The organism is Bradyrhizobium sp. B097, from assembly GCF_038957035.1.
GTDB lineage: Bacteria > Pseudomonadota > Alphaproteobacteria > Rhizobiales > Xanthobacteraceae > Bradyrhizobium.
This window is the reverse complement of sequence record NZ_CP152412.1, coordinates 6,053,698-6,079,812: the sequence shown is the minus strand read 5'-3', so window position 1 is coordinate 6,079,812 and position 26,115 is coordinate 6,053,698. Positions and strand designations below refer to the sequence as shown.

Annotated in this window: 18 protein-coding genes; 10 read left to right on the top strand and 8 right to left on the bottom strand. The window is 65.6% G+C overall.

Annotated features, from left to right (window positions below; translation table 11 throughout):
* Positions 1-245: 245 nt before the first annotated feature.
* Positions 246-1,679 carry a UdgX family uracil-DNA binding protein gene (locus AAFG07_RS28380; protein ID WP_342723089.1) on the bottom strand — a complete coding sequence of 478 codons (1,434 nt, stop codon included), beginning with the start codon at positions 1,677-1,679 and terminating at the stop codon, positions 246-248.
* A 197-nt stretch (positions 1,680-1,876) separates the two neighbouring features.
* Here AAFG07_RS28380 and AAFG07_RS28375 point away from each other — a divergent pair, with 197 nt between their 5' ends.
* The 3 genes from AAFG07_RS28375 (at position 1,877) to AAFG07_RS28365 (ending at position 7,942) form a co-directional block, all read left to right on the top strand.
* Positions 1,877-2,671, top strand: a complete 795-nt coding sequence (locus AAFG07_RS28375; RefSeq protein WP_342723088.1) for a DNA repair protein — start codon at positions 1,877-1,879, stop codon at positions 2,669-2,671.
* Positions 2,672-2,858: 187 nt separating this feature from the next.
* A complete protein-coding gene (locus AAFG07_RS28370) occupies positions 2,859-4,355 on the top strand; it encodes a DNA polymerase Y family protein (RefSeq protein ID WP_342729267.1) in 1,497 nt (498 codons plus the stop codon).
* Entirely contained in the window at positions 4,352-7,942 is a 3,591-nt protein-coding gene (locus AAFG07_RS28365; protein WP_342723087.1) for an error-prone DNA polymerase, read from the top strand. The genes AAFG07_RS28370 and AAFG07_RS28365 overlap by 4 nt, the downstream gene beginning before the upstream one ends.
* 187 nt (positions 7,943-8,129) lie before the next feature.
* On the opposite strand, the gene AAFG07_RS28360 is transcribed toward AAFG07_RS28365, so the two are convergent.
* Entirely contained in the window at positions 8,130-8,900 is a 771-nt protein-coding gene (locus AAFG07_RS28360) for an SDR family oxidoreductase (protein WP_342723086.1), read from the bottom strand.
* 221 nt (positions 8,901-9,121) lie between these two features.
* On the opposite strand from AAFG07_RS28360, the gene AAFG07_RS28355 reads away from it, so the two are divergent.
* Entirely contained in the window at positions 9,122-9,658 is a 537-nt protein-coding gene (locus tag AAFG07_RS28355; protein ID WP_342723085.1) for a heme-binding protein, read from the top strand.
* 983 nt (positions 9,659-10,641) lie between these two features.
* Here AAFG07_RS28355 and AAFG07_RS28350 read toward each other — a convergent pair.
* A complete protein-coding gene (locus AAFG07_RS28350; RefSeq protein ID WP_050626238.1) occupies positions 10,642-10,929 on the bottom strand; it encodes a hypothetical protein in 288 nt (95 codons plus the stop codon).
* 153 nt (positions 10,930-11,082) lie between these two features.
* Here AAFG07_RS28350 and AAFG07_RS28345 point away from each other — a divergent pair, with 153 nt between their 5' ends.
* From AAFG07_RS28345 to AAFG07_RS28335, 3 genes are all read left to right on the top strand, one after another.
* Complete coding sequence (locus tag AAFG07_RS28345; RefSeq protein ID WP_342723084.1) at positions 11,083-12,504, top strand: CoA transferase; 1,422 nt, start codon at positions 11,083-11,085, stop codon at positions 12,502-12,504.
* A 151-nt stretch (positions 12,505-12,655) separates the two neighbouring features.
* On the top strand, positions 12,656-13,903 hold the full coding sequence (locus AAFG07_RS28340; RefSeq protein ID WP_342723083.1) for an efflux RND transporter periplasmic adaptor subunit: 1,248 nt from the start codon (positions 12,656-12,658) through the stop codon (positions 13,901-13,903).
* A gap of 114 nt (positions 13,904-14,017) precedes the next feature.
* The gene (locus AAFG07_RS28335; RefSeq protein ID WP_342723082.1) at positions 14,018-17,152 is read left to right on the top strand and encodes a CusA/CzcA family heavy metal efflux RND transporter; all 3,135 of its coding nucleotides are present in this window, start codon (positions 14,018-14,020) and stop codon (positions 17,150-17,152) included.
* Here the strand turns inward: AAFG07_RS28335 and AAFG07_RS28330 are convergent.
* Both AAFG07_RS28330 and AAFG07_RS28325 read right to left on the bottom strand, forming a co-directional pair.
* A complete protein-coding gene (locus tag AAFG07_RS28330) occupies positions 17,145-18,113 on the bottom strand; it encodes an amidohydrolase family protein (protein WP_342723081.1) in 969 nt (322 codons plus the stop codon). The two genes, AAFG07_RS28335 and AAFG07_RS28330, sit on opposite strands and share 8 nt — an antisense overlap.
* A gap of 137 nt (positions 18,114-18,250) precedes the next feature.
* Entirely contained in the window at positions 18,251-19,669 is a 1,419-nt protein-coding gene (locus AAFG07_RS28325; protein ID WP_342723080.1) for a TolC family outer membrane protein, read from the bottom strand.
* Positions 19,670-19,911: 242 nt separating this feature from the next.
* Between AAFG07_RS28325 and AAFG07_RS28320 the strand changes: the two genes are divergently transcribed.
* Positions 19,912-21,774 carry an acetyl-CoA hydrolase/transferase C-terminal domain-containing protein gene (locus AAFG07_RS28320; protein ID WP_342723079.1) on the top strand — a complete coding sequence of 621 codons (1,863 nt, stop codon included), beginning with the start codon at positions 19,912-19,914 and terminating at the stop codon, positions 21,772-21,774.
* Here AAFG07_RS28320 and AAFG07_RS28315 read toward each other — a convergent pair.
* Complete coding sequence (locus tag AAFG07_RS28315) at positions 21,771-22,550, bottom strand: enoyl-CoA hydratase (protein ID WP_342723078.1); 780 nt, start codon at positions 22,548-22,550, stop codon at positions 21,771-21,773. The genes AAFG07_RS28320 and AAFG07_RS28315 overlap by 4 nt on opposite strands.
* Before the next feature lie 125 nt (positions 22,551-22,675).
* Positions 22,676-23,359, bottom strand: coding sequence for a hypothetical protein (locus AAFG07_RS28310; protein WP_342723077.1), 684 nt, complete (start codon positions 23,357-23,359; stop codon positions 22,676-22,678).
* 327 nt (positions 23,360-23,686) lie between these two features.
* On the opposite strand from AAFG07_RS28310, the gene AAFG07_RS28305 reads away from it, so the two are divergent.
* On the top strand, positions 23,687-24,232 hold the full coding sequence (locus tag AAFG07_RS28305; protein ID WP_342723076.1) for a sigma-70 family RNA polymerase sigma factor: 546 nt from the start codon (positions 23,687-23,689) through the stop codon (positions 24,230-24,232).
* 2 nt (positions 24,233-24,234) lie between these two features.
* Positions 24,235-24,873, top strand: coding sequence for a DUF1109 domain-containing protein (locus AAFG07_RS28300; RefSeq protein ID WP_342723075.1), 639 nt, complete (start codon positions 24,235-24,237; stop codon positions 24,871-24,873).
* 97 nt (positions 24,874-24,970) lie between these two features.
* Here the strand turns inward: AAFG07_RS28300 and AAFG07_RS28295 are convergent, their stop codons facing one another.
* Positions 24,971-26,077, bottom strand: a complete 1,107-nt coding sequence (locus AAFG07_RS28295) for a DUF2336 domain-containing protein (protein ID WP_092125155.1) — start codon at positions 26,075-26,077, stop codon at positions 24,971-24,973.
* Positions 26,078-26,115 lie beyond the last annotated feature (38 nt).

Genomic DNA, 26,115 nt, shown 5'->3' with positions numbered 1-26,115 from the left:
CCGGCGCGTGCTGCGAGCAGGTGAGTGAGGAGGGGAGTGCGAGATGAGGTGGCGCGCCGCACGATTGGGGCTAGCAAACCGCGCAGCGCGCCCGCCTCAGGTACGTCATGGCGTGAACATGACGCCCGATACCTATGGAACACGTCACAGTACCACGGATCAATTAAAGGTTGTAGGTTTTTGTCAGCGTCCAGAAACAATTTCACGTTGAAGTGTTGTCCCTGGTTCCGCCGGATTGGCGCAACTCAGGCCGCGCGGGCCGAACTACGCAACTGATCTGCGGCAATTTTCAGGTCGTCAATAAAGCGCTGATATTCCAGCGTTTTGGCTTTCTCGTCGGGCAGCCGCAACAGGTAGGACGGATGTACGGTGACGAGCACCTTGGTTCCGTCGTGATCGATGAGGCGGCCGCGGTTCTTGTTGATCGGGGTGATCTTGCCGAGCACGCTCTGCGCTGCGGTGGCGCCGAGTGCCACCACGAGTTCCGGCCTGATGGCGTCGAGCTCGCGCGCGTACCACTGGCGGCAGGCGCGGATCTCCTGTGTGCCCGGCTTCTGGTGCAGCCGGATCTTGCCGCGCGGCACGAATTTGAAATGCTTCACCGCGTTGGTGATGTAGACCGTGGCGCGCGCGATGCCGGCGTCCTCAAGCGCGCGATCGAGCATCTGCCCGGCCGGTCCGACAAAGGGATGGCCTGCGAGATCTTCCTTGTCGCCGGGCTGCTCGCCGACCAGCATCAGCGTCGCGCTTTGCGGCCCTTCGCCGAACACGGTCTGGGTTGCGTCCTTCCATAGCGGGCAGGCGCGGCAATCGGCGGCCTCTTCGCGCAAGGCAGCAATCGTGTCGTGCGCTTGCGTGTCGTGAGTTTGCTTACGGGCCATCGGCTCATCCTGCGGCTTCCGCGGCTCGGCCGCCTTGCGTGCGATGAAGGGGCCGCTGGTCATGCGCATGGCGTCTTCGATCAGCGGCTTGATGATCGAGTCCTCGGGCAGGTTCCTCCAATAGGCCTGCGGCGTCTCCATCACTTTCAGCCGCGCGGGATTGAAGAGGCCGTTGTCATGACGCCGCCAGGCCTCCTCGAGCCGATCCTCGCTCGGCACCTCGGATTTGGCGACGCCCGGCGAGATCGAGATCGCGTGCCCGTCCCAATGCGCGCAGACGTCGGGAGTCAGAATCGACCACGGCATGTCGGCGAAGCGGCCGGCGAAGAAAGGTGCGGCGAACTCGACGATGCGATGCTCCGGCTCGAACCAGGCGACATAATGCGCCGTCCGCTCGCGGCCGATCTCGCGGAAGCGGAGCTGCGCGTGCATCCTGTCGATGTCGCGATAGACCGCGCGCGCCATCGCGTGGACCTCGGCCACATCAGGATCATCAGTCGCGCTGAGCAGATCATGGTGGCTGCGCAGCCGCCAGAGCAGGCGATAGAGCAGGGAGAAGCGCGTGTCATTGCGATGCAGGATCGCGGTCTTTGCGAGCTCGACGAAAATGGCTGTCACGTTGAACCGCGCCTGTGGCGCATCGGGCAAGTCATTCACGCAGGAGGCTGACGAGAGTTCGTCGTCCTTGCGTACGGTCCACGTGACCTCCGCAGGCTTCACATCATTCAGCGCCAATCGCCGCGCGGCCTTGCGCCAGCCCTCGAAGTCGGTGTCGTTGTCGAGCACGATGATACGCATGCGATTGCTCCGTTTCCGCTTCGGCGGCTGCTGAATCCCATTGATTTCATTCATGAATCGATGAGCTCACCAATCCGATTGACTCCGCGGGCCCTGTTAGCTTTATATTAGAACATATCATGAACAAATGAGCCAGTCCCTGGTTCTCTGTTCTGGTCAGTGACGGCCTCAAATTTTGGTTGGGAAGGAGCGGCGCAATGAACGGCGCACGCACGGGTACGCTTGCGTCTCTGCGCGGCAGCATCGCGCGCATCGAGGCGCCATCGGAGGCAGCGATGCGGAACCGCATCGCGCTTGGACACACGAGCGCAGACGCGATGCTGCGCGGCGGGCTTGCACCGGCCGCGCTGCACGAGGTGTTCGCGGCCGGTCATCAAGGCGGCGCGGCGACCGGCTTCATCGCCGGGCTCGCCGGACGGGTGTCAGCGCGCAAGCCGCTGGTCTGGGTGCGGCAGGATTTTTCCGATCGCGAAAACGGCGCGCTGTCGATGCGCGGGCTTGCCGAGCTCGGCCTCGATCCGCGCCTCTTGGTCACCGTGCGTGCCGCCGATGTCGACAGCGGCCTGCGCACCGCGGCCGACGCGCTCGCCTGCGATGCGCTCGGCGCGGTCGTGCTGGAAATCTGGGGCGATGCGCGCCAGCTCGATCTCGTCGCCAGCCGCAAACTGACCCTGGCCGCGCAAGCCTCCGGCGTCACCGCGCTGGTGTTGCGGATCGCGGCGACTCCGATCCCCTCGACCGCGGAGACGCGCTGGATCGTGCGCGCGGCGCATTCGCCGCCCGGCCATGCCGCAAGCGCCTGGGGCGCGCCGCGCTTCGAGGCCGAACTCGTGCGCAATCGTCATGGCCCGGTCGGGCGATGGATCATGGAATGGAAGTGTGATGAGTGCCAATTCAGTGAACCGTCGGCGTATCCTCAGCCTGTGGCTGCCACGCCTACCCATCGACCGCATCAAGCGCAAGCGCGCGCAGGACATCGCCTCGCAAGCTGATGCGCATGCCGTTGTGCCAACCGACACACGGGCGGTGGTAGGGCTCCCTCTCCCGCTTGCGGGGGAGGGTTGGGGTGGGGGTCTCGCCACGAGTCCCGCTGAGGAGAGAGCCCCCACCCGGATCGCATCTCGCGATGCGATCCGGCCTCCCCCGCAAGCGGGAGAGGCGAAGAAAGAACCTCGCTTTCTGCAAGTGCAAAAACTCCCCAGCGTCGTCGTCGCAAAGGACCACAACGCGATCCTGTTGCATGCGATCGACGAGGCGGCGGTGCGGGCCGGGCTGTCGATCGGGCTGCCGCTTGCCAATGCGCGGGCGATCTGCCCGGAGCTTACGGTCTACGACGCCGACCCCGCCGCCGATCTGAAGACGCTGAATGACATCGCCGACTGGTGCGACCGCTTCACGCCGCTGGTCGCGCTCGATCCGCCTTACGGGCTGTTTCTCGACATCACCGGCTGCGCGCATCTGTTCGGTGGCGAGCGCGCGCTGCTGCAGATCGTGACCAATGCGCTGAGCCGGCGCGGCTTTGCCGTCAGCGCGGCGATTGCCGGCACCTCGATCGCGGCGCGCACGCTGACGCGTTATACCTCGGGGCAGATCATCGCCGATGGCGCAGAGGCGGAGGCGGTCGGCCCGCTGCCGGTGTCGGCGCTCGGCGCCGATGCCACAATCACCACCGGCCTGCGCCGCGCCGGCCTGAAGACCATCGGCGATGTCGCCTCGCGCGCGCCGCATGAGATCTCGGCGCGGTTCGGCGCTGATTTCACGACCCTGCTCGGCCACGCGCTCGGGCGGGGCGATGTCCCGATCAGTCCGCGCAAGCCGCTGCCCGATTACATCGTCGAGAAGCGTTTCCCCGAGCCGATCGCGACCGACACCGTGATCGCGCTGACGCTCTCAAGCCTTGCCAAGACGCTGGTTGCGGCGATGGACAAGCAGGGCAAGGGCGCGCGGCAGCTGGAAGCGAGCTTCTTCCGCACCGACGGCGCGGTGCGCGCGATCATGGTCGAGACCGGGCGGCCGGTGACGCGGCCGGAGATGATCGACCGCCTGTTCCGCGAGCGGCTCGATGCGCTCAACGATCCGCTCGACCCCGGCTTCGGCTTCGATCTCATTCGCCTCGCCGCGGGGCGTACCGAAATCGTGGTGCAGCAGCAGCGCGATCTCGACACCACGGTGCACGACAATGACGAGATCTCGGCGCTGATCGACCGCATCGCCGCCCGCATCGGGGGCAAACGCGTCGTCGTGCATCTGCCGCTGGAGAGCCACATCCCCGAACGCGCTGCGCTGGCGCTGCCGGCGCAGCATCATCTGGCCGCGGCCAGCGCGGCCGCCTGGCCGGAGCGCGTCGCCGGCGAGCCGCCGCTGCGGCCGCTCAGGCTGTTCGAGCGGCCCGAGCCGATCAAGGTGCCGTTCGCGAGTGTGCCGGACGGCCCGCCGCACCAGTTCACCTGGCGGCGCGCCTTGCATGCGGTGGTGCGGGTCGAGGGCCCCGAGCGCATCGCGATGGAATGGTGGAAGCAGGACGGCGCGGCGCTGACGCGCGATTACTTCCGCGTCGAGGATGCCGAGGGCCAGCGCTTCTGGATCTTTCGCGACGGCCTCTACGAGAGCGAGCTGCGCGACGAGGAAGGCAAGCCGGTCCCGGCCAACTGGTATGTGCACGGGCTGTTCGCATGAGCGCGCCTCTACCCGATTATGCCGAGATCGGCATCACCAGCAATTTCTCCTTCCTGCGCGGCGGCTCCGATCCGCGCGCCTATGTGCATCAGGCGAGCGAACTTGGGATTCCCGTGATCGGGCTCGCCGATCACAACACGCTGGCCGGCGTGGTGCGCGCCTGGAAGGAGCTCGACAGCGACAAGGTCGCCCATCCGCCCAAGCTTCTGATCGGCGCCCGCATCGTCTTCATCGACGGCACGCCCGATATCCTGGTCTATCCGCGCGATCGCGCCGCCTATGGCCGGCTCTGCCAATTGCTCACCCGCGGCAAGCGCGGCGGCGGCAGCGAACGCATCGAGAAGGGCGACTGCCGGCTCACTCTGTCCGATCTGCTCGATTTCGCCGAAGGCCAGCTTCTGGTGCTGGCGCTGCCGCATCGTTTCGAAGAGGAGAAAGCGCTTGATCTGCTCGCGCGATTGAAGGCCAGCGCCGCCGACGGCGTCTGGCTGGCCGCAAGCCTGCTCTATCGCGGCGACGACAGGCGCCGCCTCGCGCGGCTGCATGGCCTCGCCACTGACGCCGGCGTGCCGCTGCTTGCCACCAACGAGGTGCTCTATCACCATCCTGCGCGCCGCCCGCTGCAGGACGTGCTGACCTGCATCCGCGAAAAGACCACGATCGAGGCTGTCGGCCGCAGGCTCGAGGCCAATGCCGAGCGGCATCTCAAGCCGGCGCATGAGATGATCAGGCTGTTCCGCGATCTGCCGGACGCGATCGCGGAGACCATGCGCTTTGCGAAACGCATCTCCTTCTCGCTCGACCAGCTCAAATACCAGTATCCCGACGAGCCGGTGCCGCCGGGCAAGACCGCGCAGCAGCATCTGGAGGATTTGACCTGGGCCGGCGTCGACAAATATTTCGGCGGCGAGATTGACGCAAAACTTCGCGCCACCCTGAACAAGGAGCTCGCGCTGATCGCCGAGCTGCAATACGCGCATTACTTCCTCACCGTGCACGACATCGTGCACTATGCGCGCAGCCAGAACATCCTGTGCCAGGGGCGGGGCTCGGCGGCCAATTCGGCGGTGTGTTACGTGCTCGGCGTCACCTCGGTCGATCCGACCAAGGTCGATCTCTTGTTCGAGCGCTTCATCTCCAAGGAGCGGCTGGAGCCGCCCGACATCGACGTCGATTTCGAGCATTCGCGGCGCGAGGAGGTGATGCAGTATGTCTATCGCCGCTATGGCCGCCACCGTGCAGCGATCATCGCCACCATCATCCATTATCGACCGCGCAGCGCGATCCGCGACGTCGGCAAGGCCTTCGGGCTGACCGAGGACGTCACCGCGGCGCTCGCCGACACCGTGTGGGGCAGCTGGGGCAAGGGCCTCAACGACATGCAGGTGCGGCAGGCCGGGTTGGACCCGAAGAACGCGATGATCAACCTCGCGGTCGAGCTCGCCACCGAGCTGATCGAGTTTCCGCGCCATCTCTCGCAGCATGTCGGCGGCTATGTACTGACCCAGGACCGGCTCGACACCTATGTGCCGATCGGCAACGCCGCGATGGACGACCGCACCTTCATCGAATGGGACAAGGACGACGTCGACGCGCTTCATATGATGAAGGTCGACGTGCTGGCGCTGGGCATGCTGACCTGCATCCGCAAATGCTTCGACCTGATCGATGACCACAAGGGCGAGCGCTGGGAGCTCGCCTCGGTCCCGCAGGACGAAAAAGAAGTCTACGACATGCTGTGCCGCGGCGAGTCGCTCGGCGTGTTCCAGGTCGAGAGCCGCGCCCAGATGAACATGCTGCCGCGCTTGAGGCCGCGCACCTTCTACGATCTCGTCATCGAGGTCGCGATCGTGCGTCCGGGTCCGATCCAGGGCGACATGGTGCATCCTTATCTCAGGCGGCGGAACGGCCAGGAAAAGGTCAGCTATCCAGCGCCGGCGCCGGACCAGGGTGACAAGGACGAGCTCTACAACGTGCTGCACAAGACGCTCGGCGTGCCGTTGTTCCAGGAGCAGGCGATGCGGATCGCGATCGAGGCGGCACATTTCACCTCGGAAGAAGCTAACGGCCTGCGCCGCTCGATGGCGACCTTCCGCAACCTCGGCACCATCGGCAGCTATGAGGAGAAGCTGGTCGGCAACATGGTCGCGCGCGGCTACGATCCGGATTTCGCCCGCAGCTGCTTCGATCAGATCAAGGGCTTTGGCAGTTACGGTTTCCCGGAAAGCCATGCCGCGAGCTTCGCGCAACTCGTCTACATCTCCTCATGGCTGAAGCACCATCATCCCGATGCGTTCTGCTGCGGCCTGCTCAACTCGCAGCCGATGGGCTTCTATGCCCCGGCGCAGATCGTCGGCGACGCCCGCAACAACGACGTCACGGTGCGCGAGGTCGATGTCTCCTTCAGCTTTGCGCAGAACACGCTGGAGGAGCGCGACGGGAAGCATTGCGCAGTGCGGCTCGGCTTCCGCCAGATCGACGGCTTTCACTGGCTGGATGAGGACGAGGAGCGGTTGAAGCGGATGCAGCAGACGCTGCGTAATGCGCGAAGCGTAAACGTACCTGAGTCAGGGAGGCACGAACGGATGGGCTCTCTCCCCCCTTGCGGGGGAGAGTTGGAGAGAGGGGTAAGCCACGACCACCGCCCGTGCGGCTTACCCCTCTCCCTAACCTCGAGAGCGAGCTCCGCTCGTCTCGGACCCCGCAAGGGGGGAGGGAACCCGTCCACCTCCCGCGCGGCCTCGGTCGGAGATGAGTTGGACTGGGCCGACCGCATCGTCGCCGCGCGCAACCGGCGGCCGTTCACGTCGCTGGAGGACTTCGCCCGCGACACCGCTCTCCCCAAGCGCGCGCTGATCCTGCTCGCCGACGCCGATGCGTTCCGCTCGCTCGGGCTCGACCGCCGCGAGGCGCTGTGGGCGGTACGGCGGTTGCCCGACGATGTGCCGCTGCCGCTGTTCGAGGCCGCCACCGCGCGCGAGCAGCCGGATGAGGGCGCAAAACCGCTGCCGGAGATGCCGCGTCCCGAGCAGGTGGTCGCCGACTATCAGACCATCCGCCTGTCGCTGAAGGGCCATCCGATGGAATTCTTGCGCGAGATGTTCACCAGAGAGCGCGTCGTCGCCTGTCACACGATCAACCGCAGCAACGACCGCCGCCGCGTCAGTTGCGCCGGCGTCGTGCTGGTGCGGCAGCGGCCGGGCAGCGCCAAGGGCGTCGTGTTCATGACGCTGGAGGACGAGACCGGCATCGCCAACATCGTGGTGTGGCCGAAGGTGATGGAGCAGTATCGGAAAGAGGTGATGGGCGCGCGCCTGATCCTGGTCGAGGGCTACATCCAGAGCAGCCCCGAGGGCGTGACGCATCTGGTGGCGCAGCGAATGACCGACCGCTCCCACGATCTGATCGGCCTCGCCAACGAATCCCTCAGCAGCAAGCATCCGGTGCCGGCGGGTCCGGCGCTGATCGAGCCGCTCAACGACGAGCCGCTTAACGACGACCGCCGCGATCACGGCGACAACTCGCCGCAAAGGATCCGCCACCCCCGCAACGTCCGCATCCTGCCGCCGTCACGGGATTTCCATTAGTCGTTGCGCGATGACGGTGGCTGTTGAGCCGGCTATCTCCCCAACGTCGTCCTGGCGAAAGCCAGGACCCATAACCACCGAACTTTGTTGTTGCGGGGATTGTAGCCCCAGCGCCGCGCACAATTGGCAGTTGGGGTAATGGGTCCTGGGTCCTGGCTTTCGCCAGGACGACGGCGAAGTGTTCCCCCTAAAAATTCACCCGGTTCGAGATCGCGCCGTCGACCACGAGGTTCGAGCCGGTCGTGAACGAGGAGGCCGGGCTCGCCAAAAACACCGCGGCGTTGGCGATCTCCTGCGGCGTCGCCATGCGGCCGGTCGGGTTGCGGGCCAGCGCGTCCTGATAAATCTTCGGCGTGTTCTGCTCGACCATGTTCCAGATGCCGCCCTTGAAATACACAGTGCCCGGCGACACCACGTTGACGCGAATTTTCTTTGCCGCGTATTGCCGCGCCAGTCCCTTCGCCATGTGCACCAGCGCCGCCTTGATCGGGCCGTAGGAGCCGGCACGATCCGCTTGCGCGGCCGAGATCGACGAGATGATGATGAAGGCCGCATCGCCGGTTGTCTCGCCGCTCGCTTCGAGGAACGGGCGCGCTGCCTCGAACGCGTTCACCGCGCCGAGCACGTCGAGCCGGAAATTCTGCTCCCACGATGCCGGATCGCCGCCTTGCGCCATCGCGCCTGCATTGGAGAACATCATGTCGATGCTGCCCAATTCGGTTGCTGCGCCGGCGATCCACGATGTCAGCGCCGCGCTGTCGGTGATATCGACGGCGGCGCCGGTGACGCGCACGCCGGCAGCCTTCAGCTCGGCAACGCTGGAAGCAACCTGCTCGGCATTGCGCGCACAGACCGCGACGCCGACGCCTTCGCCCGCCAGCGTCGCCGCAATGGCCCGCCCGATGCCGCGCGTGCCGCCGAGCACGATGGCGTTTCGTCCCTTCAAACCCAGATCCATTCGGATGTCCTTTCTGATGCGCGCGGACTGTAGCGACCCACGCAGCATCGCGCGACCTCGATATTCCCTCGCGTCACGCGATTTTCATCGTAGCCGAGCGAATATCGCGGTGCACCCAATCCGATCTCGCCTTGTGCACCGCGGATCAATTGCTATCGTCCCGCCGCCCGGTCATCGCATTAGGGCGTCTGAAAACAACAATCAAACGGGGAGACAATGACATGCGTTATTTCACTGCGCTCATCGGCGCGGCATGGGTGGTGCTCGCTACCGCCACCGGCGCGTTGGCCCAGGTGCCGCCCAATCCCGACAATCCGAATGACGTGGTCGCCGATGCCCTGACGCCGCCGCCCTATGGCGAACCGATCAATCTGGAGACCGCCAAGAAGGTCGCCGCCGCAGCGGTTGCCGAGACGCAAAAGCGAAACTGGAACGCGTTCTGCATCGCGATCGTCAATCCGAGCGGCGACCTCGTCTATTTCGAGAGGCAGGACAATTGCCAGTATGCCTCGGTCGGGGTCTCCCAGCACAAGGCGCGCACCGCAACCCGTTATCGCCGCCCCACGCTGGTGTTCGAAACGCTGATCGGCAAGGGGCCGTATTTCGCCTATCTCACCACGCTCGATGACGTCGTCGCCTCGCGTGGCGGCAATCTGCTGATGGTCGACGGCAAGATCGTCGGCGCCATCGGTGTCAGCGGCGGCTCCGGCGCGCAGGACAACGTGATCTCGCTCGCCGGCCAGGCTTCGTTGAAGTGAGAGTAGCGACGTGAAGCTTCTGCCAGGCTTCGGTCGGGCAGAAGCTTTTCTGACGAAGATTGTAGGATGGGTAGAGCGACCTGTCCGCCGTAGCTCGAAGAGCGAAGGCGGAAGCGAAACCCATCAATTCCATCCGCGGCTCCCATGATGGGTTTCGCGGAGTTTATCATCAGGCCGCGCTTTGCGCGGACCCGTTGGCTCTACCATCCTACGAACCGCCAATAAATTGTTCGGCTTTTCAGAATTTAACTTGACGCCGGACCCAACTCAGATGTTCAATGCACCTGTCTCACCCGACACGAGGGGCGCTTCGCGGTCGTCACGAACGTGGGTCGAGATGCGGTGGACGCCGAGTGCGCAACTGACGAGTGCGCATGAGGCGGACGGTGAAGTCGTGTGGTCCTGACGCCCTAGCGGCAGGTGTCCTCTCGCAAGATGCAACGCGTGTTGCGAAGGCGGTGACAAAAAAGCCCAGTCTCGCCGGGGAGAGCACGAAGTAAGCCGTAACCCATCGCGCAGGGAATGCCGGGCTGTTTCCGGTTACACCTGTGGTCCTACCCCCGAGCTTTCTACCTTTTGCTCGGGGCCCATGGGTGCGATCGGCACCCGGCTTTCCCTGCGCCCTCTGTTCGAGAGAGGGCGACACACGAAGCAAAACCTCGGGCGCATCACGCCGCGAGAGTGCTCATCCACGACTTGCGTGCGAATGCTTACACGAAGCTTACAACCCGCTCAAATTCGGTGTCGTCCCGGGCAAGCCAACGGGTCGGCGCGAAGCGCCGCCCGATGACAGGCTCCGCGCGACCCGGGAGCCATAACCACAAATGTTGATTGTCTCGAGACGCTGGGGCCACAGCGTCGTGTAACGATGATCACCTGTGGTTATGGGTCCCTGCTCGCGTGCGCAATTGCGCACTAGGCAGGGACGACGGTTGAACGTGGTCCTGCACTCGCAAGCTGATGAATTCTTCCGCAGCTGCATGCTATTCCACCGCGGCGCCGACCGGCGGTCCGCCCGGCGGGCGGTGCAGGAAGGTGATCGACGCATAGGCGCCGACCCACGAGCCGGCGGCTGCGAAGGCGACGTAGAGCCAGTTCTCGGTGTAGCTGATCACCGCATAGGAGGAGAGCACGTACCAGACGCTGCTCCAGGTCGCGGCCGGCACGCGCTTGCGCGCGACGACTGCCGAGGTGAACATGACGTAGACCGCGTCGGTCGCCGCGGTCGCGAGGAAGACGCCGCCGGCGGTGAGGGGATCGATGGCAGCCATTGCAACTCCTGTTCGGGTCGGGCAGAGCTAAGGCATGGTCCGGAAAAGTGTGAAACGGTTTTCCGAAAAGACGATGCCAAATACGGGTTGAGATCGGGCATTGCCATTTTGTCATCATGCTCGGGCATAGAATAATCGCAAACAGGAATGCGCATGCAGGACATCCGTGAAATCCTTTCCGATGTCTGGACCGGCACCGGCGGCGCGCCGTCCGCGCTCGACGCGGTCGCCCTGACCGGCAGCGAGCCGCAATTGCCGTCGTCGTTTCGGGTCGCAGCGGCGGCGCAGGTACCGATTGCCGCGGCGGGCCTTGCGGCGGCCGAGATCTGGAAAGCCCGCAGCGGCGAGCCGCAGGACGTCGCGGTCGACCTGCGCCATGCCGTCGTCGAATGCCGCAGCGAGCGTTATCTGCGGGTCGACGACAAGCCGCCGCCGCCGGCCTGGGACAAGATCGCCGGCGTCTACCGTGTCCGCGACAACCGCTTCGTCCGCCTGCACACCAATTTCCCGCATCACCGCGACGCCGTCTGCAAGGTGCTCGGCTGCAGCGCCGAGCGCGACGAGGTGCAGGCCGCGCTGCTGCAATGGGACGGCGAGGCGTTCGAGACCGCGGCCTATGCCGCCAGCGGCGTCGTCGCCTTGATGCGCTCATATGACGAGTGGTCAGCGACGCCGCATGCAGGAGAACTTGCACGACTGCCGCTGATCTCGATCGAGAAGATCGGCGAAGCCGCGCCAAAGCCGTGGCCCGCGGGGGAGCGGCCGCTGGCCGGCATCCGGGTGCTCGACCTGTCGCGCGTGATCGCCGGTCCCGTCGCCGGCCGCACGCTCGCCGCGCATGGCGCCGACGTGCTCCTGATCTCCGGCCCCGATCTGCCAGCGATCCCCTGGCTCACCATCGACACCGGCCGCGGCAAGCTGACGAGCTTTCTCGAGCTGCGCAGTGAGGAGGGGCGGGGCGTAATGCGTGGTCTCGTGGCGCAGGCCGATATTCTCTCGCAGGGCTATCGCCCGCAGGCGATTGCGCGGCTCGGTTTCTCGCCTGAGGACGCGGCGCGCATCAATCCCGGGATCGTCTATGTGACACTCTCGGCCTATGGCCATGCCGGTCCGTGGGCGGACCGCCGCGGCTTCGACTCGCTGGTGCAGACCACGACCGGCTTCAATCATGCGGAGGGGCAGGCCGCCGGCGTCGACGGACCGAAGGAATTGCCGGCCCAGATGCTCGATCACGCTACCGGATACTTCATGGCGTTCGGCGCCATGATGGCCAAGGCCCGCCAGGCGCGCGAGGGCGGCAGCTGGCATGTCCGGGTGTCGCTGGCGCAAACCGGGCGCTGGCTGTGGAATCTCGGCCGCCTCGAAGGGGGCCTTGCCACAGAGGACCTGAAGGCGGATGCGGTGCTGCCCTTCATCGAGCGGCTTCAGTCCGGTTTTGGCACGCTGAGTTCGGTCCGGCATGCCGCCGTCCTGTCGCGTACCCCGGCCCACTGGTCCCGCCCGGCCATGCCGCTCGGCAGCCATCCCCCGGAGTTTCCTGCTCCCGAGTTTCCTGCCCCGGAGTTTCCCGGATGAGACATTCAGCCGTCGTTCAGGCTATCCCAACTTTAACGACGCGCACCGCCGAAGTGCGATTTTTAGGTTGTTTGAAACGCCAAATCGGCACTATTAGCGCACCGCTGGGGCTGTCCCGCCGGAAGCTGCAACGATCGACCCCGCGGACCGCATGCTGAAAGAGTTTACCAAGAGAATGCAGAGCTTTAGCCGCCCGCGGCTGCTCGTGGCCACTGCGGTGCTGGTGGTCGCCTGCGCGGGCGCCTATGGCTACACGCTTTTCGGCTCGGACAAGCAGGCACCGTCGGAGGTCTCCAGCCAGTCCCGCAAGGGGGGCACGCGCTATGCGCCGTCGCCCGCCGAGTGGGCCAGCCTGACCTTCCAGACCGTGGCCGAGCACACCTTCCGCTCCGAGCTGGTAACCGAGGGCAAGATCGGGATCGACGAGGACCGCTCCACTCCGGTCTACTCGCCCTATACCGGGCGGGTGACCCGCCTCCTGGTGCGGCCGGGCGATACCGTGGTGAAGGGGCAGCCGCTGTTCGTGATCGAAGCGGCCGACACCGTGCAGGCGCAGAACGACTACGTCGCCGCGATGACCGGCCTCAACAAGGCCCAGTCGGCGCTCGACCTGGCCCAGATCCAGGAGAAGCGCGCCAAGGACCTGTCCGAGGGCAAGGCGATCCCGCTGAAGGATTATCAGACTGCACAGGCGGCGCTGGTGCAGGCGCAGAACGATGCGCGCTCGGCGCAGACGCTGCTGGAAGCCGCGCAGAACAAGCTGCACATCCTCGGTTTCGGCGACGAAGCCATCACGACCTTGCAGCAGAAGGGCCGCCTCAATCCGGAGACGACGGTGTTCGCGCCGATCGGCGGCACCGTCGTTCAGCGCAAGGCCGGTCCCGGCCAGTATGTCTCGACCGGCGCCAGCGATCCGGTCTATGTGATCGGCGATCTCTCGACGGTCTGGCTGATCGCCTTCGTCCGCGAATCCGACGCCGACAATGTCGCGGTCGGGCAGGACCTCAGCTTCAGCGTGATGGCGCTGCCGGGCAAGGTGCTGAACGCCCGGGTCAACTATGTCGCCGCCGCGATCGACGCGACCTCGCGCCGGCTGCTGGTCCGCGCCACCATCGACAACGCCGACAATCGGCTGAAGCCCGAGATGTTCGCCAATGTGACGCTGTATTCGAAGGGCGACCACCCGGCGGTCGGCGTGCCGAAACAGGCGCTGATCTACGAGGGCGATCAGGTTCGGGTCTGGATCGCGAAGGCCGACGACAAGACCATCGAGCTGCGCCAGATCAAGCCCGGCCTCGTCAATGGCGACCTCGTCGAGGTCGCCGGCAATCTCAAGCCGGGCGAGCAGATCGTGACGAAGGGAAGCCTCTTCATCGACCGCGCCGCGTCAGGTACCTAGCAGCATGATCCGGAAAAGTGGGAACCGGCTTTCCCTCGCGACAAACGCGGAACGCGTTTGCGCGGAGACCATGCTCACCAAGACAAATCCTCACCGTTGAAAGTGCCGATCTGAATGGATCGCCTCGTCGCCCTTGCCGTCAATCGCCACTACTTGATGGTGGCCATGTTCGTGGTCGTCTTCATCGGCGGCCTGCTTGCGTTCAAGCAGCTCAACATCGAGGCCTATCCCGATCCGACCCCGCCGATGGTCGACATCGTGACGCAGAGCCCGGGCCTCTCGGCCGAGGAGATCGAGCGCTACATCACGATCCCGATCGAGACCCAGGTCGCCGGCATCAAGAACCTCAAGACCATCCGCACCATCTCGCTGTACGGCCTCTCCGACGTCAAGCTGCAGTTCTCCTTCGACTACACCTATGACGAGGCGCTGCAGCAGGTGCTGAACCGGCTGTCGCAGCTCGCGCCGCTGCCCGGCAACGTGCAGCCCGGCATCTCCCCGACCAGCCCGATCGGCGAAATCTTCCGCTACCGGCTGAAGGGCCCGCCGAACTACAGCGTGCTCGACCTCAAGACGCTGCAGGACTGGGTGCTGCAACGCCGCTTCCGCGCGGTGCCCGGCGTGATCGACGTCACCGGCTGGGGCGGCAAGACCAAGACCTACGAGATCCAGGTCGACTTCAACAAGCTCGTCGCCAACGGCCTGACGCTGCCGCAGGTGCTGCAAGCGGTTTCCAACGCCAACATCAATGTCGGCGGCAACACCGTGAACATCGGCTCGCAATCGGCCGTGGTGCGCGGCGTCGGCCTGATCCGCTCGATCGACGATCTCGCCAACACCATGATCTCGCAATCGGGCGGCAATCCGGTGCTGGTCAGGGACATCGGCGCCGTCACGATCGGCGAGAAGCCGCGGCTCGGCATCGCCGGCATCGACAATGACGACGACATCGTGCAGGGCATCGTGCTGATGCGCCGCGGCGAGCAGAGCTCGCCGACCATTGCCCGCGTCGAGCAGCTGGTCAACCAGATCAACAATTCCTCGATCCTGCCGCCGGGCGTCAAGATCGAGCGCATCTACGACCGCAAGGATCTGATTGAGCTCACCACCCACACCGTGCTGCACAACATGGTGGTCGGCATCCTGCTGATCGTGCTGTTGCAGTGGATCTTCCTCGGCGATCTCCGCAGCGCGCTGATCGTCGGCGCCACGATCCCGTTCGCGTTGTTCTTCGCCGTGATCATCCTGGTGCTGCGCGGCGAATCCGCCAATCTGCTGTCGGTCGGCGCGATCGATTTCGGCCTGATCGTCGATGCCACCGTGATCATGGTGGAGGCGATCTTCCGCCGGCTGTCGCAGACCACGGCGCTGTCGGAAGACGAGCGGAGCCACATCTCCGACGATACGGTGATGGGCATGAAGAGCCATGCGATCCTGTCGGCGGCGGCCGACGTATCGCGCTCGATCTTCTTCGCCGCGACCATCATCGTCGCCGCGTTCCTGCCGCTGTTCACGCTGGGGGGCGTCGAGGGCAACATCTTCGGGCCGATGGCGCGAACCTATGCCTATGCGTTGGCCGGCGGATTGCTGGCGACGTTCACGATCACGCCGGCGCTGAGCGCGCTCATCCTGCCGGCGCATATTCACGAAACCGAAACCTGGATCGTCAAGAAGCTCGATGCGCTCTACGTTCCGGCGCTGAACTGGGCGATCGCCAACCGCAAGATCGTGATGGCCGGGGCGGCCGGCCTCGTGGTCACGACCATCATCTGCGTTCGGTTCCTCGGCCTCGAATTCCTGCCCAAGCTGGAAGAGGGCAACCTGTGGATCCGCGCCACGCTGCCGCCGACGATCTCGCTGCAGGAAGGCAACGCCTACGTCAACGAGATGCGGAAGCTGATCAGCGCTCGTCCCGAGGTGGTGTCGGTGGTGTCGCAGCACGGCCGCCCCGACGACGGCACCGACGCCGCCGGATTCTTCAATGCCGAATTCTTCGCGCCGCTGAAGCCGGCCGGCGAATGGCCCGACACACACGACAAGGACGTGCTCACCGCGCAATTGCTCGCGCAGTTGCAGGACAAGTTCCCTGGCGTCGAATTCAACTTCTCGCAGTACCTGCAGGACAACGTGTCGGAGGCGGTGTCCGGCGTGAAGGGCGAGAACTCGATCAAGCTCTATGGCAACGATTTGCAGGCGCTGACCGACACCGCCAACAAGATCAAATCGGTGCTGTCGACCGTGCAGGGCGTCACCGACCTCGCAGTGTTCACCTCGCTCGGCCAGCCGACCGTCCAGATCGACGTCGACCGGGTGCGGGCGGCGCGCTACGGCCTGTCCCCGGGCGACATCAACGCCACGATCAAGGTCGCCGTCGGCGGCGACACCGCGGGCGATCTCTATGAACCTGGCAGCGACCGGCACTTTCCGATCATCGTCCGCCTTGCGCCGGAATATCGCAAGAGCGCGGAGGCGATCCAGAACCTGCGGATCGGGGCAACGAATCCGAATGGCGGGGTCACGCAGATCCCCCTGAGCGAGGTCGCCTCGATCAAGCTGATTTCGGGCGCGGCCTACATCTATCGCGAGCAGCAGGAGCGCTATCTGCCGATCAAGTTCTCGGTGCGTGACCGCGACCTCGGCAGCGCGATCCTGGAGGCGCAGCAGAAGGTCAACGAGCAGGTCCAGTTGCCACCCGGCTCGCGTATCGAATGGGTGGGCGAGTTCGGCAATTTGCAGGACGCGATCAAGCGGCTGTCGATCGTGGTGCCGATCAGCCTCGTGCTGATCGCGGTGCTGCTGTTCCTCAATTTCGGCTCGATGGTCGACACCATGCTCGCGATGAGCGTGATCCCGATGGCGATCTTCGGCGGTGTGCTCGGGCTCTTGATCTCGGGCATTCCGTTCAGCGTGTCGGCGGCGATCGGCTTCATCGCGCTGTTCGGTATCGCCGTGATGGACGGCATCATCATCCTGTCGCAGTTCAACCAGCTGATCGACGAGGGCTATGACCGGATGCGCGCGGTGATCCGTACCGGCGAGCTGCAGCTTCGTCCGGTGTTGATGACCTGCGTCGTCGCCGGCATTGGCCTGTTGCCGGCGGCGGTGTCGGAGGGCATTGGCTCGCAGGTGCAGAAGCCGCTCGCCATCGTCGTCGTCACCGGCATGATGCTGGCGCCGCTGGTGATCCTGATCACGCTGCCGGTGCTGATCTCCTACTTCTCGCGCCGGCCGAAGGACAACGTCAGGTAAAGCCGTAGAGCCGTGCCGGATTGTCGACCAGGATGCTCTTGCGCACCGCGGCATCCGGCGCCCAGACCGGAAGCTGGTTGAGCAGGCGGCCGTCGTCGATCTGGTACAGCGGTGTGACGTCGGTGACCTTCTTGCCTTGCGGCGTCACCGAATCCGGGTGCGGCCAGTCGGTGCCCCAGACGATGCGCTCGGCATTGGCCGCGATCAGCGCCTTCGCCAGCGGCGCGGCGTCGGCATAGTCGGGCGCGAGTCTGGAGGCGCGATAGGCGCCGGAAATCTTGACGTAGGCCTTGCCCGACTTGACCAGCGCGAGCAGGTCGTCAAATCCCGGTTGGCCCGTGCCGAGCGCGGCCTCGGCGCCGCCGAAATGGTCGAACACCACGGGGACCGGCGCTGCCGCGACCAGGTCCTTGATCGCCGAGATCATGGCGAGGCTGGTGAACAGCTGCACGTGCCAGCCGCGCGCCTTCATCCGCTCGATCGCGGCCGAGAAGCGCTGCCGGCCGACGTTGGGATCGTTGACGCCGCCGGTCGCGAGGTTGAGGCGGATGCCGCGGAAGCCGGCCTTCTGCATGGCGTCGAGATCGCTCTCGCTGGTCTTGTCGTCAATCACAGCGACGCCGCGCGCCGTGGGTCCGCGCGCCGTCATGCCGAACAGCGTCGACGAATTGTCGGGGCCGTAGACGCTCGGCGTCACAATCACCACGCGCTCGAGATGCAGCGCCTTGTGCAGCGCGCTCATCTCCTCCGGAGAGGCCGGTTCCGGGGTGTAGACGCGGCCGGCGAAGAACGGGAATTTCGCGGGATCGCCATGGATGTGGGTGTGGCAGTCGCAGGCACCGGCAGGCACGTCGAAGTTCACCGGGGTCGATGGTTGCGATGCCTTGGAAAATGCGTTGCTGCTGGTCATGGTCACTCCCGCTGCGATGGAAGCCAGCATCATACTGCGTCGCGTCAGCATTGGACGTCTCCCTGCGTGCTCGGCTGTTATGCGCGCACTCCGCGCACCGGCATTGTTGATGGCCGGCGGGGCGGAGGTTATCGGCGGAGAGAGCGGGCGGAAAGGTCCGGTTCGCGGTGCGAACGGTTCCGTAAAGCCTATTGTCCCGACGGCGTGCGCAGGCCATGCCAGGCGTCGCGCACCTGATGGTAGTGCACCTCGGGCAGATAGTCGGGCGTCTTGAGATTGAGCGTCTTGACGTCGAGGCGTCCGGTTGCGCTGAGCAAGGTGTAGGAAGCGATCACGCGGTCGCGCTGCGCGCCGATCAGCCGGGCGCGTGCCGTGATCAGATCCTGCTGGGCGTTGAGCACATCGACCGTGGTGCGCTGGCCGCCGGCGGCTTCCTTCTGCACGCCGGCCAGCGCAATCTCCGCGGCCTTCACCTCGGACTCGGAGGCGGAGACAGCGATCTTGGCGCCCTCATTGGCGACCCAGGCGCTGACCACGGCGGTCTTGGCCTGGTTGCGGACCTGGTCCAGCACGAGGCGGCTCTGCGCCGCGACTTCCTTGGCCTGCCGGGTCTGCGAGGCCGCGGTGCCGCCGTCATAGATCGGCTGCGTGACCTGGCCGATCACCGAAGCCTGGTCGGTCCCGAACGTACCGAGCGTGGGGTCGCTGTCGCGGCTGCGGCTGACGCTGCCTTGCAGAGTGACGTTCGGCATCAGGCTGCTCTCGGCAACGCGGATCGAGGTCGAGGCGACGTCGACGTCGAAGCCTGCGGCCATCACGGCCGGATGCTCGCGCACCGCAAGCGCGATCGAATCCTCGCGGCTGCGCGGCAGCAGCCGGTCGATGGTCTCGGCCGGACGCAATTGCGACGGCGCGCTGCCGACCACCTGCGCATAGGTCGCCTGGCTGATCGCGAAGTTGACCTCGGCGGCGTTGAGATCGGACAGGCCGCGGTTGAGCCGGGCCTCGGCCTGCGCGGTATCGGTCGGCGTGACGTCGCCGGCATTGAGGCGGCGCTGGGTGATCGCCTGGGTCTCCCTCAGGAAGGCGACGTTGGCGCGCTGCGCCTCGACCAGGGTCTGGTTGGCCAGGACGTTGGTATAGGCGGTGACGGCGTCGAGCAGCACGCCCTGGCCGACATTGCGCAGGGCCTCGCGGCCGGACTGCACCTGCAACTCGGCGACGCGGACGCTGTTGGCGGTCTTGAAGCCGTTGAACAGGGTCTGGGTCACGGTGACCCCGATCTGCCAGGGCTTCAGCGTCGCGCCCTGGATCACGTTGCCGGGCAGCTGGTCGCGCACGGCCTGGAGGCCGAGCGAGAGGCCGGCGGTGATCTGGGGGCGGTAACCGGCCAGCGCTTGCGGCACGTTCTCGTCGGTGGCGCGCTGACGTGCCCGCTCGGCATTGAGCTGCGGATTGGTCTGATACGCCTTGGCCATCGCTTCGGGCAGGCTCTCGGCGCGGGCCGCGGTGTCCGTCAGCAGCGCGCAGGCCAGCGCGCCAAGGCCGATGCCCGACAACAGCACGCGCCTCGCTACGTCGCCAATATCAGCGGCACGCCCAACCATGTGATCCCGCAAACCAAAACCCCGGCAGTCCGCTCTCGCCGATGCCGTCGACACATCTACCTGTTTACGGGCCGGCGCCGCCACAGGCAAACCGCCACGCGACATCTGCACATCATTTCGGTTGTTGTCTGTTGCCGGTTCGTCACAGGCGAACGCAACTGTCATATGAAGTATAAGTTCGAACCGCCGGCCGCCGATTCAGCGATGCCGGTCATCCCCTGCCTGCCCCGGGTTCATCGCAGATGCCGAAATTCTTCTCTGATCCCGAGGCGATCGCGGAGTACATCATTCGTGATGTCGGAACCGAACTTGTGGTGGGGCTGCCGCTCGGCCTCGGCAAAGCCAACCACATCGTCAACGCGCTGTACGCGCGGGCGGTCGCCGACCGCTCGATCAATCTGACGCTGTTCTCGGCGTTGACTCTAGAAAAGCCGAAGCCGAAGAGCCTGCTCGAACAGCGCTTCATCGGTCCCGTGATCGATCGCCTGTTCGGCGGTTATCCGGATCTCGCCTATGCGGAGGCGCTGCATCGCGGCGCGCTTCCGCCCAACATCAAGGTGATCGAGTTCTTCTTCCTCGCCGGGCAATGGCTGCATCAGCCGTTCGCCCAGCAGCACTACATTTCCGCCAATTACACCCACGCGGCGTCATACCTGCTGTCGCGCGGACTGAATGTCGTTCCCCAGCTCGTCGCCAAGCGCGTGGTCGACGGCGTGCCGCGCTATAGCCTGAGCTGCAACACCGACACGACGCTCGACGTGCTGCGCGCCCGTGCGCAGGGCCGGGCGTCATTCAAGCTGATCGGCCAGGTCAATTCCGAACTGCCGTTCATGCCGGGGCCCGGCGATCTGCCGGCGGATGAATTCGATGCGGTGCTCGACAGTCCCGACACCGATTTCCCGCTGTTCGCGCCGCCGTCGGAGCCGATCAGCGACACCAAATATGCGATCGGATTGCATGCCGCGGGGTTGGTCCGTGACGGCGGCACGCTGCAGATCGGGATCGGGCAGGTCGGCGATGCGCTGGCGCAGGGGCTTGTGGTGCGTCACCGCGACAACGCCCGATTCCACGGCATCATGCAGCGCCTTGCGCCCGGTAGCGCACAGCTCGCGGCGGCCGAGACCGGGCCGTTCGAGAAGGGCCTCTATGGCGTCAGCGAGATGCTGTTCGAGGCGTTTCTCGGGCTGATCGACGCCGGCATTCTCAAGCGCGACATTGGCGGCGTGATCCTGCACGGCGCATTCTTCCTGGGGCCGCAATCCTTCTATCGGGCGCTCCGCGAGATGACGGGCGAGCAGCTGGCGCGAATCCAGATGATGCCGGTGTCCTTCACCAACGAGATCTTCGGCGACGAGGACGGCAAGCGCCGCGCCCGCGTCGATGCGCGCTTCGTCAACAACGCGATGATGGCGACGCTGCTGGGCGCTGCGATCTCCGACGGGCTCGAGAACGGCCAGGTCGTGAGCGGCGTCGGCGGCCAGTACAATTTCGTGGCGCAGGCATTCGCGCTCGAGGGCGCGCGCTCGGTGCTGGCGCTGGAGGCGACCCATCAGTCCGGCAGGCAAACGCAGTCCAACATCCGCTGGTCCTACGGTCATGAGACCATTCCACGGCACTTGCGCGATGTCTTCGTCACCGAATACGGCATCGCCGATGTCAGGGGGAAGTCCGATGCCGACGTGATCGCCGCGATGCTGCAGGTGGCGGACTCGCGCTTCCAGGGCGAGTTGATGCGGCAAGCCAAGGATGCCAGCAAGCTGCCGCGCAATCACGAAATCCCGGCCGCCCACCGCGAAAATTATCCCGAGCGCATCAGCACTGCGCTGAAGCCCGCACGTGACGCAGGTCTGCTGCCGTCATTCCCGTTCGGCAGCGATTTCACCGACGTCGAGCAACGGCTGATTCCGGCCCTGCAGATTTTGCAGCAGGCGCAGCAGACCCCGCTGCAACTCGCCGGCCTGCTATGGCAAGGGATGCGGCATCCACCTGACGCCGCCGACCGCGAATGCCTGACGCGGCTCGGTCTCGACAAGCCGACGCATTTCACCGAGCGCGCCTATCGCGCGCTCGTCACCGCGGCATTGCAACGGAGCCGCGTGAACTAGCGGTTCTTGTTGACCGGCTTGCGCTTCTCGATGAAGGCGGCCATGCCCTCGGAGCGATCCTCGAGCGCGAAAGTCGAGTGGAACAGGTTGCGCTCGACATTCATGCCTTCCGAAAGCGGCGTCTCGAACGCGCGGTTGATGGCTTCCTTGGCCATCGCGGCGGTCGGACGCGACATCGAGGCGATCTTCTCGGCTGCGGCGAGCGCCTCTTCCAGCAGCTTGTCGGCCGGAACGATCCGCGACACGAGGCCCGAGCGCTCGGCTTCCGCCGCATCCATCATGCGTCCGGTGAGGCAGAGATCCATCGCCTTCGACTTGCCGATCGCGCGGGTCAGGCGCTGCGTGCCGCCGATGCCGGGAATCGTGCCGAGGGTGATTTCCGGCTGGCCGAACTTGGCGGTGTCGGCGGCGATGATGATGTCGCACATCATCGCGAGCTCGCAGCCGCCGCCGAGCGCATAGCCCGCGACCGCGGCAATGGTCGGCTTGCGGCAACGGGCAACGCGGTCGCCGCCGATGGCGGTGAAGTCGCTGTTGAACATGTCGATGAAGCCCTTTGGCTGCATCTCCTTGATGTCGGCGCCGGCCGCGAAGGCCTTCTCGCTGCCGGTGATCAGGATGCAGCCGATCTTGTCGTCGGTCTCGAGATCGTCCACCGCCGCGGCGATCTCGCGGAACACGCCGAACGACAGCGCATTCAGCATTTTGGGCCGGTTCAGCGTGATGACGCCGACCGGTCCCTTGCTTTCGACGATGATGAATTCGAACGTAGCCATGACGCAAACCCCGTGCCTGATTTGCCGGGCAATGTGCCCGCTGGCGGGATGCGCTTCAAGTGGCTGAAGCGAGGCTTTGGGCCGCGGTGCGGCGCACCTGCGCCGCAAGCCGCGAGGACCTCGGCTTAGGCCATGAACATGCGCGCGGCGGAGGCCACCGTGAGCAGGGCGCCGAAGCCGATGAAGATCTTCCCGATCAGCGAGGTCTGGTCCAAGCTCGCGCTGTCGCTGCTCGCCAGAACCGGAGCCGGCTTGGGTGCCGCTACGGCGACCGGCGGCGGCTGCGTCGGGGGCGCCTCCTGCTGGGCGGTCTGCGGTTGAATCGGTTGCGGCTGTTCCGCCGGCTGCTCCTGCTGCAGGGCCCGGTCGAGGTCGTTGAGCTGGTCGGATGCGACCACGCTACCGTCGGGTTGCGCGTCGCCGGGCTTGTCGGAGGCGGCCATCACCGGATTGACGCTGGCCGGCGCGGTGCTCGCATTGCCGTCGCCGGACGTCAGCTCCGCATTGGCATTGGCGACCGTGGCGGGCATGCCCGCCGACGTCACGCTGCCGGCATCGCTCGCGGCCTTCTTGCTCTCGGATTTGTCGGCCGTCTTGTCAGCCGCCTTGGAAGACTGGTGGCGCGCATGGCGCCGGCCCTGCCGCGAACTCTGCTGCGCGGACTTGTCGGTCGAAGCATTGTCGGATTTCGCCGCGGCGGGATCCGAACCGGCCGCATGCGCCGGCAACGGTCCGGCGAGATACACACAAATCCCTGTCAGCCCTGTCGCAACCATCAAGGCCAAGCGCCCGCTGGCTTTGATCTTCATTCTGATGATCTCCCCATTTCGCCCGTCCCGAACGCGAAATGAGACCCCGCTGCGTGTCTACACCGGGGCAAAAAAAGGGAATCTTCGGGCCTCAGAGGGCAAAAGCTGGGCAATTTCGTCCCGGTGGATCGTCGGCAGCAGCTGCACCGATGCGTGTCGGACCGATCGGTGTTATGAGCCCTTCCGTCTGCAAACCCGCCGGAGCGATTCTTTGAGGCTGATCCTCGGCACGGCCTTACCTGAGGGTGATTATCACGAATTCGTGATGTCCTTGGCGTGCCGCGTAACAAACTGAAAGATCGGTCGAATTGCAATTCAGGAGCCTGCGTGCGCGAACGTGAGGATGAATGGACCGACCTGATGCGGTCGGCCATTTCAGGCGATGACGCGGCGTATCATCGCTTGCTCAAGGCCATCACGCCGGTACTCCGTGCCGCGGCGCGACGTAGCTTGGCGCGCGCGGGACAACCGGTCGATCAGTCCGAGGACATCGTGCAGGACATCTTGTTGGCGGTGCATTTGAAGCGACAGACCTGGGACACGAGCGCGCCGTTCGCGCCGTGGCTGTTCGCGATCGCGCGCAACAAGCTGATCGACGCGCTGCGCCGCCGCGGCAGGCGCATCTTCGTCAATATCGATGACTTCGCCGAGACGCTACCGGGGGAAACACCGGAGCCGACGGCCTCGCCCGGCGAGGTGACCGCCCAGTTGCAGGCGTTGCCGGCGCGGCAGCGCGACGTGCTGCAATCGATCGCGGTCGACAGCACCTCGATCAAGGACACCGCTGCGAAATTCGCGATGACCGAGGGCGCGGTGCGGGTTGCACTGCATCGTGGGCTTGCGAGCCTGACCGCGAAATTACGGGACCGATGAGCATGGACACCGATCAACTCATTCGAACCCTGACCGCCGACAATGCCTATCGGCCTCGTCCGATCGGTCTTGCGCTGATGATGGCGCTGCTGGCGGCGGCGCCGGTCTCGCTGCTGATCTTCTTCGCCGAGCTCGGCGTGCGGCCCGACGTGATGACCGCGATGCATAATCCGTTCTTCGACCTGAAATTCGCGGTGACGCTGGCGCTCGCCGCCTCGGCGATCGGGGTCAGCCTGCATCTGACGCGGCCGGAAGCCTCGCTGCGCAGCTTCGGCTGGTGGCTGCTGATTCCCGCCGGCATCCTCGTTGCCACGATCAGCGGCGAGATGATGATGCCGCAGCGCACGCCGATGATGACGCGGCTGATCGGCAAGAACTCGGTGGCGTGCATGACCGCGATCCCCGCAATGTCGCTGCCGCTGCTGGTCGGCGCGCTGTACGGGCTCCGGCAGGGCGCACCGGCGCGGCCGGCGGTCGCGGGTGCGGTGGCAGGCCTGCTCTCGGCCGGCCTCGCGGCCACTGTTTATGCGTCGCACTGCACCGATGACTCGCCGCTGTTCGTCGCCACCTGGTACACGCTGGCGACTGTGATCGTCGCAAGCGTCGGCGCGCTGATGGGAAGCCGCGCACTGAGGTACTGACCCGATTGTAGCTCGGATGCAGCGGAGCGAAATCCGGGGTTCTATCCGCGGATGGACTGGTCCCGGATTGCGCTGCGCTTCATCCGGGCTACGCAGATCAGGCCGCGGGCGCGGACTGCTGCATGCGATGGAAGCGGAGCACCTGCTGCGCGGTCGATGGCCGCAGCCGCTCATAGGTGTCCTTGCAGGCCTGCAAATCGGTCGGTTCACCGCCCGAGATGTCGTCGCGCAGATTGATGATCGACCGCACCGTCGACCATGACAGGCCCGAGACCTTGGCCAGGATCATCACGCCCTCGGCACGGGTTTCGATCATCATGTTCTCGGCGATGCTGACCGAGACATTGGCGAGCGCGGCAAGCGAGGCATTGGTCTCGTCGAACTTGCCGGCCTCGGCGAAGGCTGCGAGCTGGAATTCGTCGAGCCGGCCGTCCTGGTAGAGCGACTTGACCAGCGCATGCGCGATCGTGGTGTCCGGCGTCACGGCGGCGGGCGCCGAGCGCGCGCGTCGCGTCGCCTCCTTTACCGCGATCGGAATCTCCTTGGCCTGCTGCGGATTGGCAGCCTCGAGCCGCTGCCTGACCGTGTCCGAGGCCTTGGCGACCAGCTTGAGATAGAGATGCCGCGGGATGCTTGGGCGGAGCCCGACGCAGGTCGACAGATTGTCGTCGCCCTCGGCGCGGCTGACCAGCCGGGTGAAGCCGCGCTCGGTGAATTCCGCGCCGGGATTGTTGACCGCGCTCTGGATCACCTCGTCGTTGCCGCGCAGCACCAGCACGTCGGTGACGGCGCCGCTCAGTGTCTTGCGGTTGGAGATCGCGAGCAGATGCGCCTGGCTCTTGCTGCGCGCCGTTTCGATCAGGGTGTCGTCGTCGAGCCGCGGCGACAGTGTCAGCACGGGGCCTGCGACCTCGATCAGGTCGTCGAATGCAAGGGTACGGATGGTCTGCGGCGGTGCGGTCTCGATCGGGGCGAGGCGGTTGGCGAGCAGCGCCTTGGCCGAGTTTTCGATGTGCTCGAGCAGGCATTGGAAAACGTCGTCGAACAGCACGATCTGCTGGTCCGAATAGTTGACCGAGCCGTTGATGAAGAGGTCGGTCACGCGGCGCAACGTCTCGACACGGCGTGCGACGGTGCCGTGCGCGAGCGTCGTCTGCAGCTCGTCGAGCAGACTTTCGGGGGCGGTCTCGGGCTTCGAACTCATGACTCTGTCCTGGAGCGGTGGCGACGGATTCTCCGGCG